Here is a 13,904-nt window from a genome sequence, read left to right on the forward strand (position 1 = left end):
GTCGCACCCAGGATATGGCACATCCGGCGCCCATGGGCTGGCCTTGCTTCGCCGCTCACGGCGGGCGGTAGATGCCCCAAAACTGCTCGAACCGAAAGCGCGGACGCTCTAAACTCTCCATCGTCCTGGTCAAACATCAAGTTCCAGCCGCCCACTCAACGCAACGCTTCGAGTGGCACACGCGAAAGGGAGCTGAGCATGCAGGGCGATAAAAGAGTGATCGAATACCTCAATAAAGCGCTGCGCCATGAGCTCACCGCGGTGAACCAGTACTGGCTACATTACCGCCTGCTCGACAACTGGGGCTACAAGGTGCTGGCCAAGACGTGGCGCAAAGAATCGATTGAAGAGATGCAACATGCCGACGAGCTCATCGAACGCATCATCTTCCTCGATGGGTCTCCCAATATGCAGACGCTGGAATCCCTTCATATCGGAAAGACCGTGAAGGCCGTGCTCGATAGCGACTTGCAAGCCGAATTGTCGGCGCACTCCCTCTACGCCGAAGCTGCGGGCCATAGCCATTCGGTCAGAGACTACGTGACACGAGATCTGTTTGAACAACTCATGCACGATGAGGAAGAGCACATCAAGTTTCTGGAAACCCAGATCGAACTCGTCGCGAGGATCGGCCACGAGCTATATTCCCAGCGTCATATCGGGGAGCTCGGCGAAGACTGAAGTGTTAACGACTGCTTTTGGCCCTCCTGAGACAAGCGGACCCGGCCGATGACGGATCTCGTCATGAAGCTTGTTGCGCATCGTGGATGGTCCGCGGGTCCGGGTGAAAACTCGCTCGCCGCGTTCGCACGTGCCGCCCGTGACGGCAGAATATCTGGTGTCGAATTTGACGTCTGCCTTGCAGCGGATTCCGACACATTGGTGGTGTCACACGACCCGCCGCGTCATGTCGAGAATTTGCTTACCCTCGATGCGGCACTGTCGCTTCTTTCACCAACTAACCTTGAACTGTTTGTGGAGGTGAAGGAGACGGGACTTGTCTCTAGAGTCATCGAGAGGCTGGTTGCCAGCAACGTGGCCCGTCGCTCGGTCGTATTTGCCTTTGCCGCAGTCGCAAGATCCTTTCCGTGGAAGGGTGCGCGACCGGTGCGCCTGGGCATCATCGTCATGTACCCATGGAACCTGAATCGTGCGGTACGCAGGTATGCGCCGGATGTCCTCCTGCTCGGCTGGGACGCACGCGCTTGGACGCGAGTCGCTTTTCGCGCCTGGTGGTCCGTTTTCTCGCTTGAGCAGCTTGCGCGACGCCACCACGTGCCGGTTGTGGTAGGAATCGTGCAACGCATGGACGACCTTCATTGGCTCTCGCGGCAGCGCCTCTACGGGACGATTGCCGACGTCGACCGCACTATCGGCCGCAGCGCCAGACCTGATTAGGCGGGCGCAAACCCGTTCGTCGCCCGTGAAGTATTCGAAAGCGGTTGAACAGATTGGCCTGATCTGGCGCCGGGAGCCGGCTCCTTCTCCCCGCTAAGTCGCACTTTGACCCGCTTCAGACCAAAGCCGACTCGCGCGGGCATGCGACGCGCGCCGAATGCCTGCCTTTGCCAGAAGCTGCCCTACCCGCGAAGTCGCGTTTTGACCCAGGGCGGGCAGCGGCGGCCAATCCTGCCTTGATGCAAAACGCTGCGCCCAATTCAGCGACGTGGTAGGGTGTAACGGGCGGCTGCTTCCCGAGGCCCGCGCCATGGCGCTGCTGGTCGATCCGAGCAATCCCGCCGTTGCCGAGACCACAGCGAACCGGATGCTGGTGGGGATCCGTGGGAGCGGAGTTGCATGTGCTGAATGCCTCTAGGGCTTCGCGCCAGTTCCCGTCGCTAACACCGCCCGACCGAGCAAATCCAGCGGCCAGGATGAACTCAGGACTGGATCAGACTTCTGGGGCGCAAGGTCAGGCTGAAAAAAAATTGAGCTGAATGGCAAGCACGCGACGAAGCAGCGGTTCAACCCGAGTTGTATAGGGTGATGCCTGCACTGGCCCGCGGAAGCTTCGGTTTACTGTCGGTTGAGCGCATACTGCAGTTGGTCAGGCTATGAAGCAACAAAGTGTGGCGGTAATCCTTCCTTGTTGCAATGAAGAGGCGGCCGTCGGCGCCACGGTAACAGCATTTCGTGCGGCTTTGCCTGACGCAGTCATTTACGTCTTCGATAACAATTCGACTGACAATACCGTGAATGTAGCTCGTGCCGCTGGAGCGATAGTTCGAACCGAACTGATGCCAGGAAAAGGCAACGTCGTCCGTCGGAGTTTTGCGGACATTGATGCCGATGTCTATGTGATGGCCGACGGCGACGCGACCTATGACGCGGCGGCTGCTCCGACGATGATACGGGAGTTGATCGAATGCCAGCTGGACATGGTGGTAGGGGTGCGAAGTTCGGTCGCTGACGCCGCCTTTAGGCCAGGCCATCGCCTCGGCAATGCGATCCTCACAGGAATGTTGTCGCGTATCTTCGGTCGCTCGTTCAGCGACGTCCTGTCGGGCTATCGCGTATTCTCGCGCCGGTTCGTAAAAAGCTTCCCCGCTCTCTCGGAAGGTTTTGAGGTGGAGACGGAGATCAGCATCCATGCTCTGGCATTGCACATGCCGGTGGCCGAGATCGGGACTGCTTACAAAGTCCGGCCGGAAGGTTCGAAGTCCAAGCTCTCGCCATTCCGCGACGGCTGGCGCATCCTGTTGACCGTCCTGACGCTGTTTCGAATTGAAAGACCGATGCTTTTTTTCGGCATAATTGGCACGTTGCTCGGGTTCGTTTCGATCGTGATCGCGGTACCTCTTGCCGTCACGTCTGCTAAGACCGGCTTAGTGCCGCGTTTGCCCACCACGGTTCTTTCGACAGGACTCATGATACTCGCCTTCCTTAGCTTCTTCAGCGGAATGATTCTCGACACCGTCGTGCGTGGCCGCCGCGAGTTGCGGCGGCTTGCTTATTTGGCCCTGCGGCCTCCGGAATAAGAGATGTCACTCATTCGTCTTGAGCTTGCTCCGTAACGATGGCTTTCTTGTAAAGACAGCTCCCACGTTCAGGAGGCTGCCAACATCGCGGCGCTAGAGCGATGCGCTCGCATTTTCTGCGCACGAGAACTCGCGAATGATGCGGTTAGCCCCTCCGCAGGCATGCGAAAATTTCGGCCAGTTCGACGGTAAAAAGGGACAGCATGAGGCCGACCATCGGCACTGCGGGAATTAGGTATCGCCAGACGTCGAGGGTGTGGGCGCCGGCGGCGGTCCCGATCGAGGCCGCCCACATCACGATGACTATACCTCCGCGCGCTGAGAACTCGGGGCGCCAACGCAAGACAGCGGTCACCGTCCAATATATGACGGCGATGACAAACGCGATGGACAAGGCCCTGAACAGATAGGCGGAGATGACTGGGAGATCGGACAAGAGGCCGATCCGAACTGGTCCCCCTTGCAGATCGATCCGCTGAGCCGCCCGGCCGTGTCGCGCTATGATGTCGGACACGAGCGGCACGTCGTCGGTCGACACCGGTATGGCAGGGGCGAGTCCGTAAGCCGGCCATGCGACCGTGGCCCCATAGGCCATCTGACGGACGACCTTGCCCGCGTAGGCCAGCGGCCGGTCGCGCACGGCGGCCAGGAAGATGCGCCGATAGGCGCTCGCCGCGCCGACGGCATTCCCGGTATCGCCGGCGACGTCTCGATCCAGTGCGGTGTCGAAGAGGCACGCGTCGCCGAAGAACCCGAGTGCCGGCCACCGACCCGGCTCCGCCGCGAAGTCGGCGGCAAGCCGCGCAATTGTGGTGTCGGCGCGGTCGCCGGCCGCCGACACGATCTCGCGTCGCGCGGCATCGCTCGCAAGCACGATGTTCAGATGATTGCAGAACAGTGTCTTGGGCACGAACACGACCGAGGCTTGGTCGGAGTTGGATGCCCCGAACCGGGAGCCGAGGGCAAGGAGCCCCAGCGCTGCCGCGACGGACAGGGCAATCACGGCAAGGCGTCGGGACGTGTCTGGCCGGGCAAGGCTCGCGCCCCCCAGGACGGCGACGATTGGGACCAGGATTCCTTGCGATCTGAAGCACGCCGCGAGAGCCGCGCATAGGATGGAGGCAGCGACCGCGTAGCACCGTGCCGTTTTGCCGACGCAGGTGGCAACGAGCAATCCAGCCATTGCGAGATTGAGGAAGACCGCAAAGAGAAGCTCTGAGGTGACGACATTCCTGAACAGCAGCAGGCCCGGATACGTCGCCACGAGGATGATCGGCACAAGCCCACTGGCGTTGCGCGTTGCCGTCTGGGCGGTTGCTGCGAGCGCCAGCATCAGGATGGTCCACGCCGTCTGCTGCAGGCGCACCATTGTCCCGAGGTCGCCCCCAAACGCGAACGTCACGGCCAGCAACGCCGGGTAGCCCGGATCGCGCCCACCCGCCACGGTCGGCTGTCCGGCCTCGAGCGTACGAAAAGCAGATTCCACGAAGGATGGCGTGTCGCCCCAGATGACCGGGACCGCGGGCCTGAACGACGCAACGATCACCACCAGCAGCGCGGCCCACGCCAGCACGGTCCATGGCCACGGGGACCCGACGCCGCCCAGGGAGGCCGCTCCGCCTGTTGTACGCGCTCGAGCTTCGCGCTCCGACAGCACCATCGCCTCCCACTGAAATGAAGCTCGAATGCTACCCCAGCTAGTTGCCAGACCAAAACACTCTGCAAGACGATCGGCGGGCACGGCGTGCTCTCGGCTCCTTCGCCTTCCCGTCAGTGCGCGCGTCTGCGAGACATGATGGCCGACGCCTGCATGAAGGTGGCATCCGGGATAGCGAGGCCTTGGTCCAGGCTGGGGCGCCGCTAGTTGAGATCGGCGATCCGTCAACCTGGAGGTCGCCGATCTCCTGTCGACGGTTGCCACGCAGACCTTCGCGTTCTTGCCAATGTCCGCTTTGCCACGAGGTGGTCGATGGTATGCAGTTCGACCGCGGCTATGTCTCGCCCTATTTCGTTACCAATCCCAAGAAGATGCGGGTCGAGCTCGAGGACGCCTATATCCTGATCCACGAGAAAAAACCGTCCGTGCTGCAGAGCCGGCTGCCGCTGCTTGAAGCCGTGGTGCAATCTGGCAAGCCGTCGCCGAGGATGTCGAGGGCGAGGCGCTGGCGACCCTTGTCGTTAACAAGCTGCGTGGCGGCCGAAGGGTCGCCGCCGTCAAGGCGCCGGGATTTGGCGATCGGCGCAAGGCGATGCTGGAAGACATCGCGGTGCTGACCGCCGGCACGATGATCGCCGAAGATCTCGGCATCAAGATCGAGAATGTCACGCTCTACATGCTCGGGCGCGCCAAGAAGATCGTGGTCGAGAAGGAGAACACGATCATCGTCAACGGCGCCGGCGCGAAAAACGACATCGAAGGCCGTATCACGCAGATCAAGGTACAGATCGAGGAGACCACCTCAGATTACGACCGCGAGAAGCTGAAGCAACGCCTGGCAAAACTCGCGGGTGGTGTCGCGGTGATCCGCGTCGGCGGCGCGACCGAAATCGAGGTGAAGGAGCGCAAGGACCGTGTCGACGACGCACTGCATGCGACCCGCGCGGCGGTGGAAGAAGGCATCCTGCCCGGCGGCGGGGTGGCGCGGCTCAGGGCGCAGAAGGCGCTCAAGGGCATCAAGACCGCCAGCTCTGACCAGAAGGCGGGCATCGACATCGTGCGCCGCGCGCTCCAGGCGCCGGCGCGCCAGATCGTGGAGAATGCGGGCGAGGACGATTCGCAGGGTAGTCGCAAGATTGCTCGAGAACGAGAACTGCAACTGGGGCTTCAATGCTGCGACTGGCGAATATCAGGATCTGGTCAAGGCCGGCGTGATCGATCCCGCAAAGGTCGTCCGCACCGCGCTGAAGGATGGCGCCTCGATTGCTTCGCTTCTGGTCACGACCGAAGCCCTCGTCGCCGAAAAGCCGAAGAAGCAAGAAACACACGCGCCAGCTGCGTCGCCGATGGATTTCTGATGAGCGCGCCCGATCGCCTTAACACCGGGCGTTCCATCATTGATGGTCACGGCGGCATATCGACGAGTCGGCCTGCTCCCGACGAAGCCGTTCAAGCCCTCGTGGACGCGGGTGCTTCTGGCTGCAAGAACGCACAGAACCCGCAGACTGCGCACCATTGAGCGCCGGACTGGCTTTAGCTGCCAATCACACGCCGGATTCTCGCCAGTGCCTGATCGAGGTCCGCTGCATTCGTGCAAATCCCGAAACCGAAGCGAAGGCGGTCGCCGCGGTGATCGCAGTGCACGTGGACTTCGGCAAGTTTTGCCTCAATCTCGCCTGCGCGCCGCGTCTGGAAGGTCAGGAAATTGCCGTGCTGGGCCTTAGCGCCCCATGGCGTAATCAAATCTGCAGACCGCAGTCCCTCAATATGCTGAAGCGCAAGCCCCTCGATGAATAACGTCATCAATGCCTGCGCGTGACGGTGGATTTGCTCAGCAGTCAAGCTCTCACGGGCAAGCCAATCGAATACGGCGACAAGCCGGTAGAGACCCGAGGGATCGAAGGTCGCACCCAGGAAACGGCCGGCATCCCGAGGATACCCGACTGATTTCCCCGGAGGCGCTGCAAGCGAGCCGAAATCGGCGAACCAGCCTGTGTCCCGGGGTCTTGGCCCGTAACCAGGTGGGCAATGCAAGAAGCAGCACCCCTCCCCTGCCATCGCATATTTGTAACCGCCTGCGAGATAAAAGGCGCGGTCCGCGATCTCAGACAGATCGGTTGGACGGGCCATAAAGCCGTGATAGCCGTCGATTACGATAAAAGTATCGCGCGAAGGTACCGCCTCGATCAGGGCCTTGAGATTTCCCGACGTTGCTGACGAGGTGAAAAACACCTGGCTTACAAAGACAAGGTCATGTTCGCCGGTCCCGCATGCCGCATGAAAGCGTTCAGCGAAGGTCTCGAATGGCTCGGCGGATATTCGCTTGACGGCAACCAATCCATCCTCCTCCAGGCGGTCGAGCTGACGACGTGCGGTATGGAACTCGGCGTCGCTCGTCAGGATACGAATGGGCCGATCCGACGAAAAGCAGGACAACAACCTGCGCAGGAATTCGTGCGTGTTGGGCGCAACGGCGATGCTCGATGGGTCGGGTAGTTGGAGGTGCTTGGCGATCCCGGCCTGGACCCGCGGGATCAGTTCACCGAACACCAAGCCCCATTTTTCGCCGGCGAGCCGCGCCGCATCGTGCCAGCACTGCTCTTGCGCGGCGAGTGTCACGTCGGGCCAGTCGTGGTGGCTGTGCGCCGCGAGGTTGATCCGCTCAGGCGCTGCGGCGCGAAACTTGGCAAAATGAGCGGTAAGATCGAGCATGGTCATGACGCGTAAACGAACCTCATCTGCTCCTGGATCGGGGCTGGGAGCTCAGGCACAGCTGAACGTGGAATGAGGAAGGTGGACAGTCGGAACAGGTCAGAGAAAATGCGATGTCGCTCGGCCGTCATCCGAAGATAGCCGTGCCCCGAGGAGCCGCCAGTACCTATCTTCAAACCGATCATGCGCTCCACCATGAGTGCATGCCGATATCGCCACAGAGTTAGGGTTTCGTCGATGTCCATGAGTACAGTCAAAAGACGGAACGCCGGTTGCACGGCAGGCTTGTCACGATAGAGAGTGATGAAAAGGGCAGCCTGAACTGATTGCGGCAACAGCCGCCAACTACCCCCCTCATCTGTTTCCGAGAAAATTTCCGAGAACGACGCAATCGCCCGCTCGATATTCTTCAGTTCGCGATCGCGCTTTTCCGGCGGGATCGCAGGATCCGCGCGCACCAGCTCAGCATCGCGAGCCAGATGTTTTTCCACCGCAGCGCGATAGGCCTCGCGGAATGTCTCCCCTCCCCAGTCAAGAAATGGCGTTCGCGCAAGCCAACGATTGAGCAAGTCAAATAACGATGGCCGAACGCCGGCGGCTCGAAGGGCATCCCGATCCGATTGGGAAAGACGCTCATCGATCGCCTTTTCATCAAATGGAATGCGCGTTTCAGGCGGCAAGCCAAGCCGCGTCTCGATCAGCCGAAACTGCAGGGACTGGAAACCCGAAGCCGGCATCAGCAGGTCGCGAAAGTCCAGGAAGTCAAATGGCGTCATGGTTTCCAGCACGTCAAGCTGGGCCACGACAAGCTTGAGGATTTCATGGACACGATTGAGCCCGTGTACGATACGGGCCATGGCATCATCAGTGACCGGGATCGCGCCAAAGTCTGCCTCAACCCGGTCGAGCTCATGCAAAATCTGCTTGAACCACAGCTCGTAGGCCTGGTGGACGATGATGAATAGCATCTCGTCATGGGCGTTGATGCCGATTCTGGCACTTTCGGGCTCTTGCGATGACAGGAGGCGGTCGAGCCGCAGGTAATCGCCATAGTAGACCGGTACGCGCATCGCTGATCTCCATCGAAATGACGGACGACACCAACTCTTGCGCGGCATCATCCTCTCAATGCGGGTCCGCAGCAAGTGCACAACGAACGTCGCCGATCTGCGCCTGAAAACGAGCCCGGTACTGCATGGCCATCCCGATCACTGGCCCGGACCCAAATGGCTTTACGTTCAGCCAGGCCCGGCAACTGCAAGCTGTCCTTCTGAACCAAGGACGAGTCTAGCTTCGAACTTTCGACACTCCCGATCCAGTGTCTGCCGGATCCATTCGATATCCCGCCGCGCCGGAATGGAGAGACGGAAGTTCCTGATCTGGAGCGGAATCAAGTTGAGCGCGTGAAGACAGCCGTCGGTCGCATCCAGGTCGGCGAAATACATCAACACCAGGTCGTCCCGGTAGCGCTCGTAACCTTGAATCCCCTCATAGTCGTTCAGAAAATCACCGCAGCCATACAGAATGAGACGATCCCGATAGATTTCGATCGCTCTCGGATGGTGCGACGAATGCCCATGAACGATCGACACGTTCGCCTGGTCGATGAGTCTTCGGGCAAAGACCATCTGTTCGTCCAGAATCTGATATCCCCAATTGGATCCCCAATGGATCGAAACGACGATCAGATCACCCGGCTTCTTGAGCGCCACGATTCGATCGGCAACCTCTGAGGCGCTCGCTTCGGACAGGTCAGGCAGCAGGTTGACGCCTGGAGCGCCCTCGGTGGCGGCCCATTCCAGGGGAATGCCGCTCGATGTCGAGCCGAACGAAAAGATCAGAAGCCGGGCATAGGCAAGATTGAGCACGGCCGGAGCGCTGGCTTCGCGATCGTTGCGCCCCGCGCCAGTCGCCCTGATGTCGAGCTTTTGTAAGGTTGCCAGCGTCTCCTCCAGGCCTGGGCGCCCATAATCGAGCACATGGTTGTTGGCAAGCACACAGCAGTCGATCTTGGCGGCCGCCAGACAATCTGCATTCTCGGGGCTCATGCGGTAGTTGACGCCCTTGCGCGCGCGGTCCTTGCTGCGGGTCACAGCCGTTTCGAGATTGATGATCCGCGCGTCCGGCCGCATCCGCGCCAACTGGTCCAGTGCGGCGCCCCAAGCATAGGACGGCCCATTGCGCCGTGGAATCCACCCGTTTTCATGCTCGGCGAGCAACACATATTCCTCCGCTGATCGCGCGGATTGTTCGTGAATTTCGGGGCTGCACGGGTGCGCCAACACTTGGTCGATGCCACGACCGCACATGACGTCTCCGCATAGAAAGAGCCGGAGCGATTTTCGATGTCCAGCGGGCAAATGGATTTCCTCAGGCATGGTCTAGCAGTGAGCCCCCCTGAACGCCGCCATCACCTCAGCAAGCATCCGTTGCTGCTCCCCCACATAACGTGGAGAGAAGTGAAACGGCTCGACGCGACGCACGTTGGCTTCTCGAGCAATTTCTCCAGCAGCTGTGGTCGTGAGATGGGCCCGGTGCCTCGCCAGCGCATCGTCCGCTCCTGCAAACGCGGCTTCGATGAAGAGGATATCCGCGTTCTGCACGAGCGCTACGATGGCGCCACGATTGGCCGGCGCATCGGCGACGTCGGTGACATAGCCAACTTTCTGTCCGGCCGTGACGGTGAGGAGATCACGCAAGGCCCCAAGTGGAACGAGCCGATTGTCCGAAACTGCCGATCCATCGATCTTGATCAAATGATCGTCCGCGCGTCGTTCGGCCACGGCCTGCTTGAGCGAGCGCAACCACGGACCAACGGGCAGCCCGCGCTCCAACAACCGGTTCTTCCAGACATTGACATGCGCCGCCTCCTGCAGCGCAAAGGCAAGGCAGGGCGTACCGTGTTCAAGGATCACGGCTGACACTTGATGGGTCGGTTCGTCGCAGATCACCCCGGCAACGGTCTTGCGAGAGACTGAGGCCTCTGCGACAAAAGCCTTCCTCAGCCTGAACCGCGTGCTCAAGATGGAATTCGCCGCTGCGAGCTCGCTCACGATGAAGACAAGATCGCTAGAATAGGTTTCGACCAAATTCCAGCGATAGGCCTGAAGCTTGTGAAAGACCCGCTCGGTAAAGCCGGATGGACCAAAGAGCTGCACGGACTTCTCGTGCCCGACCAGCAAGCGAAGCAGGTGGTCGAATCCAACGAAGTGATCGATATGCTCGTGCGAGACGAAGACCTGGTCGATGCGTCGTATCTTCCGCGGCGACAGCGAAAAAATCTCTCCGATATCGAACAGCAGGCTGCGCTTCTCGAACAGCGTCTCCACATATACCGTCGGGTCGCCGTAGCGGCCATTGACCAGGTTCGGATGAAAAAGCGGTCGCATAGCAAGCCAACCTGCCGCAGTTGCCCGACGGACTTCCTGATCTAAGCAGACTTTATGGATTTCGCACTCGCCAAAATCGAGCCACACGGCCGCAATCTGGTCGCGCTCGTCCGCCGATCCGGCGAGGTCGCGCCGGCTCCGTAGGAACTCTCAGGCCCGAGCCCAGGTCCGAAACCTATGTCCCCTGCAAGCTGATGGAGGAAGCCATGAAACTCGTTTCAAGCGCCTTCGCCGACGGAGCGCAAATTCCGAGACGGTTCACCTGCGACGGAGGAGACCTCTCACCGCCTCTGCAATGGTCTGATGCGCCGGCGGGAACCAAAAGTTTTGTCTTGCTCTGCGACGACCCAGATGCGCCCGCCGGCACGTGGCACCATTGGGCGGCTTACGATCTTCCGGCAGTCCTAACGGAGCTTGCGGAAGGCGCCGCGCGGAACAAAAATGTGAAACAGGCGGTCAATGATTTCCGCAAAGTAGGCTATGGCGGCCCGTGTCCGCCCCATGGCCATGGACCTCATCATTATCACTTCCGGCTGATTGCCAGCTCGACCGACCTGCTTCAGGCAAAAGCCAACGCGTCCTGCCGCGACATCGAACGAGAGGCGCGCAGATCCTTAATCGCGGAGGCGACCCTCGTCGGCTGGTATGAGCGATAGTGACAACGGGAGGCGCTCGGGCCACTTTCCAAGGCTAGCCCCCTGCTCTCGCCGGTCTGCTTGTGCGCGTTGCCTCGCTCACCGAGCGGAAAGCGCGCTTCCGATTGATTTTCCATTGTCTGGCTGGAGCTAGCTCAAATTTGTCCAACGGGATTTTCCGTGCGGTCGCAGTTCCATCAGAAACACACGCTGCCCTTCACTTCCATAGTTCGCAGGAGCGCTCGCTTGAACTTGCGGCGAGCCGCGGCAACTTTGTTTGAACCGTCGCCAACGTGTTAGGATGGACCTATCATGACAACCGAATAGAATTGATTGCGGTGGAGGCAGGCTGTGATCAAGGTCGAGCGAGCCAGCGAAGGTGATCCACTCGAATTCGAGGTCATCGCTCGTGCGGGAAACGGCGAGACTCGCCATCACGTCACGATGGCAAGAGACACCTGCGAACGACTGACGAAGGGCACGCACACGCCGGAGCGTTGCATCGAGGCGGCATTCCAATTCCTGCTTGATCGCGAGCCCCAACAGTCGATCCTGCGGCGTTTCGACATCACTGCGATCTCCCGTTACTTTCCCGAATTCGAGCGCGAGCTGCCACGCTACCTGTCTCAATCCTGATTCGGCCGCCATATCGGAGGGGAGAGCAATTGGCCATGCTAGGGGCGATCGCAGGCGATATCATCGGTTCGCGGTTTGAAAGCCACCCGCCCCCCCGGCCCGACGTCGAACTTTCCATCCCGCCCGCCGGTTTACCGACGACACCGTGTGCACGGTCTCGGTAGCCGATGCCCTTCTCGGGGGCGCGATTTTTCGGCGAGCCTGAGGTCATTCGTTCGCCGTCATCCGGATCGCGGCTATGGCGGGATGTTCATCGACTAGGCCTTCTCAGACGGTGCGGCGGGCTATGGTAGCTGGGGAAATGGAACAACTATGCGCGTGGCAGCCGTGGGTTGGCTGGCATCGACAGAGTCCGAAGTGCTGGATTTGGCTGCGGCACAGGCGGCGGTCAGCCATGACCATCCGGATGCGATTGCTGCTGCTCGAGCCGTCGATCTCTCGATCTTTCTCCTCCGGAAGAATGTTGCGCCGCAGGCGGTTCGCGAACGGCTTACTGGCGACTTCCACTATGACCTCAGCCCTGAACGGACGCTTAGCCGCGGCGGCGGTCTTGATATCTCGGCTGCAGGCACGGTGCCGCGTGCTTTCGTCGTAGCATCCGAGTTCCAGGACTGGGTGCAGTGCGAACGGCCGTCTGTCTCGGCGGAGATGCCGATACGCTTGCTTGTATCACCGGTGCCGTGGCCGGAGCCCTTCACGGCCTGCCCAATCACGTCGCCGAGCAGGCCCGCGCGCATCTGACGGATGACCTTCGCCGGGTTGTGGCTCGCTTCGAGCAATCGCTGGCACAGCTCCGTTACGCGGAACGGCATAGGCGCGGGCCGCCAAAGGACGTATAATTACACAGTCCCTCGCGCAAAATGATCAACATGCCGTGGAGGTGGCCATGAAATATGTGCTGCTCGGAAATCTGAGCCCGGAGTGGGCTAACAAGCAGTCGGAGCGGGTCGGCAAGGCCAGAGCAAAGCTCGACAAACTGGGCATCAAGATCGAGTCGATCCACTACACGCAGGGCTATTACGATTTCGTTGACATCGTCGATGCCCCGAAACCGGAGGCCGTCCTTGCGTTTTCCATCTGTTACTCCACCCAGGGTCTGGGGCGGATCCAGACTATGCCGGCTTTCGAGGCAAAAACCTTCGAAGCCGCGATCAAGGACGCATCGGACTGAGCGTGGAGCGGAAAGTCAAACCGCGCTCACAGTCGAACGACCCGTTGCGCGACGAGCGCTGCGGATCGAGTTCTTATTCGAGTTTGTTAGGGTCCGGATCGCGCTTCAGGTATTGAACCAGCGGTGCGACGTCTGATTCTCGCAGCGCGCCCTTAGGTCTGTTTGCTGAGTGTTGACTCCGCGCCACATGGATCGCGTCCGCAGAAAACTTCTCAAGCCGGTCGGCAAAGCCTCCGCCGCCACGTTTGGCTGCGCAATGATCTCGCAGGGCGCACGCGCAGGCTTCGACGTCCGGAGCTTCGGCGCGACGCCCATCGTTCTGGCTCGGCGACGCGAACAGCGCCGATCTCATGCACGTCAAGTTGCCTAGCGGGATCGGCCCGGCCGTGTCGCTCAATGACATTTCCGATTTCCGCGCCCTCGCCAACCGTGGACTGAAGGACGTGTCGATCGAAGGTCCGATCTCACATATGCAGCTCCGAGATTTTTCTTGATCTCCCGGTGCACACGCCGATGGAGCTAAGGCCAAGGCGGGCTGCTCCGGCAGCTCGGCTGGCAGTAGCAGCCAAAACCGGCGGGGTTCGTGACCACGAGCGCGGATTCGGATTGGAAATCCGATTCTTTTGGAGTGCATCGTACTGGCGGTCCCACCATGCGGATCTGATCTGCTGTCCGCAGTCGCCGACCGAGGCATTTTCTCGCCGCAGCCGCAGAGTCTCAGACCTC

At 60.5% G+C, this 13,904-nt stretch carries 13 protein-coding genes and 2 pseudogenes; 9 read left to right on the plus strand and 6 right to left on the minus strand.

Annotated elements, in window-relative coordinates:
- Positions 1–198 precede the first annotated feature (198 nt).
- The 3 genes from bfr to J2R78_RS39605 all read left to right on the plus strand — a co-directional run bounded on the left by bfr (position 199) and on the right by J2R78_RS39605 (position 2,978).
- Positions 199–681 carry a bacterioferritin gene (bfr, locus tag J2R78_RS39595; protein ID WP_229157909.1) on the plus strand — a complete coding sequence of 161 codons (483 nt, stop codon included), beginning with the start codon at positions 199–201 and terminating at the stop codon, positions 679–681.
- A gap of 48 nt (positions 682–729) precedes the next feature.
- Complete coding sequence (locus tag J2R78_RS39600) at positions 730–1,398, plus strand: glycerophosphodiester phosphodiesterase (protein WP_253609045.1); 669 nt, start codon at positions 730–732, stop codon at positions 1,396–1,398.
- A gap of 656 nt (positions 1,399–2,054) precedes the next feature.
- Positions 2,055–2,978: a glycosyltransferase family 2 protein gene (locus J2R78_RS39605; protein WP_229157913.1), complete on the plus strand. Its 924-nt coding sequence runs from the start codon at positions 2,055–2,057 to the stop codon at positions 2,976–2,978.
- Positions 2,979–3,123: 145 nt separating this feature from the next.
- Here the strand turns inward: J2R78_RS39605 and J2R78_RS39610 are convergent, their stop codons facing one another.
- Positions 3,124–4,638, minus strand: a complete 1,515-nt coding sequence (locus J2R78_RS39610; RefSeq protein WP_253609046.1) for a hypothetical protein — start codon at positions 4,636–4,638, stop codon at positions 3,124–3,126.
- A 299-nt stretch (positions 4,639–4,937) separates the two neighbouring features.
- On the opposite strand from J2R78_RS39610, the pseudogene groEL reads away from it, so the two are divergent.
- Positions 4,938–5,993, plus strand: a pseudogene (gene groEL / locus J2R78_RS39615) (chaperonin GroEL); the annotation flags it as partial.
- 175 nt (positions 5,994–6,168) lie between these two features.
- Here groEL and J2R78_RS39620 read toward each other — a convergent pair.
- The 4 genes from J2R78_RS39620 to J2R78_RS39635 form a co-directional block, all read right to left on the minus strand.
- Positions 6,169–7,353, minus strand: coding sequence for a cysteine desulfurase (locus tag J2R78_RS39620; RefSeq protein ID WP_253609047.1), 1,185 nt, complete (start codon positions 7,351–7,353; stop codon positions 6,169–6,171).
- On the minus strand, positions 7,350–8,417 hold the full coding sequence (locus J2R78_RS39625; RefSeq protein WP_253609048.1) for a tryptophan 2,3-dioxygenase family protein: 1,068 nt from the start codon (positions 8,415–8,417) through the stop codon (positions 7,350–7,352). Before J2R78_RS39625 ends, J2R78_RS39620 begins: the two co-directional genes overlap by 4 nt.
- A gap of 168 nt (positions 8,418–8,585) precedes the next feature.
- Positions 8,586–9,725 (minus strand): CapA family protein, encoded by a 1,140-nt coding sequence (locus J2R78_RS39630; protein ID WP_256558737.1) that lies wholly within the window; start codon positions 9,723–9,725, stop codon positions 8,586–8,588.
- A 3-nt stretch (positions 9,726–9,728) separates the two neighbouring features.
- The gene (locus J2R78_RS39635; RefSeq protein WP_253609050.1) at positions 9,729–10,823 is read right to left on the minus strand and encodes an MBL fold metallo-hydrolase; all 1,095 of its coding nucleotides are present in this window, start codon (positions 10,821–10,823) and stop codon (positions 9,729–9,731) included.
- Positions 10,824–10,942: 119 nt separating this feature from the next.
- Between J2R78_RS39635 and J2R78_RS39640 the strand changes: the two genes are divergently transcribed.
- The 5 genes and pseudogenes from J2R78_RS39640 (at position 10,943) to J2R78_RS39655 (ending at position 13,178) form a co-directional block, all read left to right on the plus strand.
- The gene (locus J2R78_RS39640) at positions 10,943–11,392 is read left to right on the plus strand and encodes a YbhB/YbcL family Raf kinase inhibitor-like protein (RefSeq protein WP_253609051.1); all 450 of its coding nucleotides are present in this window, start codon (positions 10,943–10,945) and stop codon (positions 11,390–11,392) included.
- A gap of 330 nt (positions 11,393–11,722) precedes the next feature.
- Positions 11,723–12,007: a hypothetical protein gene (locus J2R78_RS39645; RefSeq protein WP_229157924.1), complete on the plus strand. Its 285-nt coding sequence runs from the start codon at positions 11,723–11,725 to the stop codon at positions 12,005–12,007.
- Between the two features lie 294 nt (positions 12,008–12,301).
- Positions 12,302–12,469: pseudogene (locus J2R78_RS45470) on the plus strand (ADP-ribosylglycohydrolase family protein); the annotation flags it as partial.
- A 158-nt stretch (positions 12,470–12,627) separates the two neighbouring features.
- On the plus strand, positions 12,628–12,846 hold the full coding sequence (locus J2R78_RS45475) for an ADP-ribosylglycohydrolase family protein (protein WP_375166768.1): 219 nt from the start codon (positions 12,628–12,630) through the stop codon (positions 12,844–12,846).
- Positions 12,847–12,893: 47 nt separating this feature from the next.
- The gene (locus tag J2R78_RS39655; protein WP_253609053.1) at positions 12,894–13,178 is read left to right on the plus strand and encodes a GYD domain-containing protein; all 285 of its coding nucleotides are present in this window, start codon (positions 12,894–12,896) and stop codon (positions 13,176–13,178) included.
- A gap of 73 nt (positions 13,179–13,251) precedes the next feature.
- Here the strand turns inward: J2R78_RS39655 and J2R78_RS39660 are convergent, their stop codons facing one another.
- Positions 13,252–13,575, minus strand: a complete 324-nt coding sequence (locus tag J2R78_RS39660) for a hypothetical protein (protein WP_253609054.1) — start codon at positions 13,573–13,575, stop codon at positions 13,252–13,254.
- Positions 13,576–13,904 lie beyond the last annotated feature (329 nt).

The sequence above is a fragment of the Bradyrhizobium sp. USDA 4538 genome, from assembly GCF_024171045.1.
In the GTDB taxonomy this organism is placed as follows: domain Bacteria; phylum Pseudomonadota; class Alphaproteobacteria; order Rhizobiales; family Xanthobacteraceae; genus Bradyrhizobium; species Bradyrhizobium australafricanum.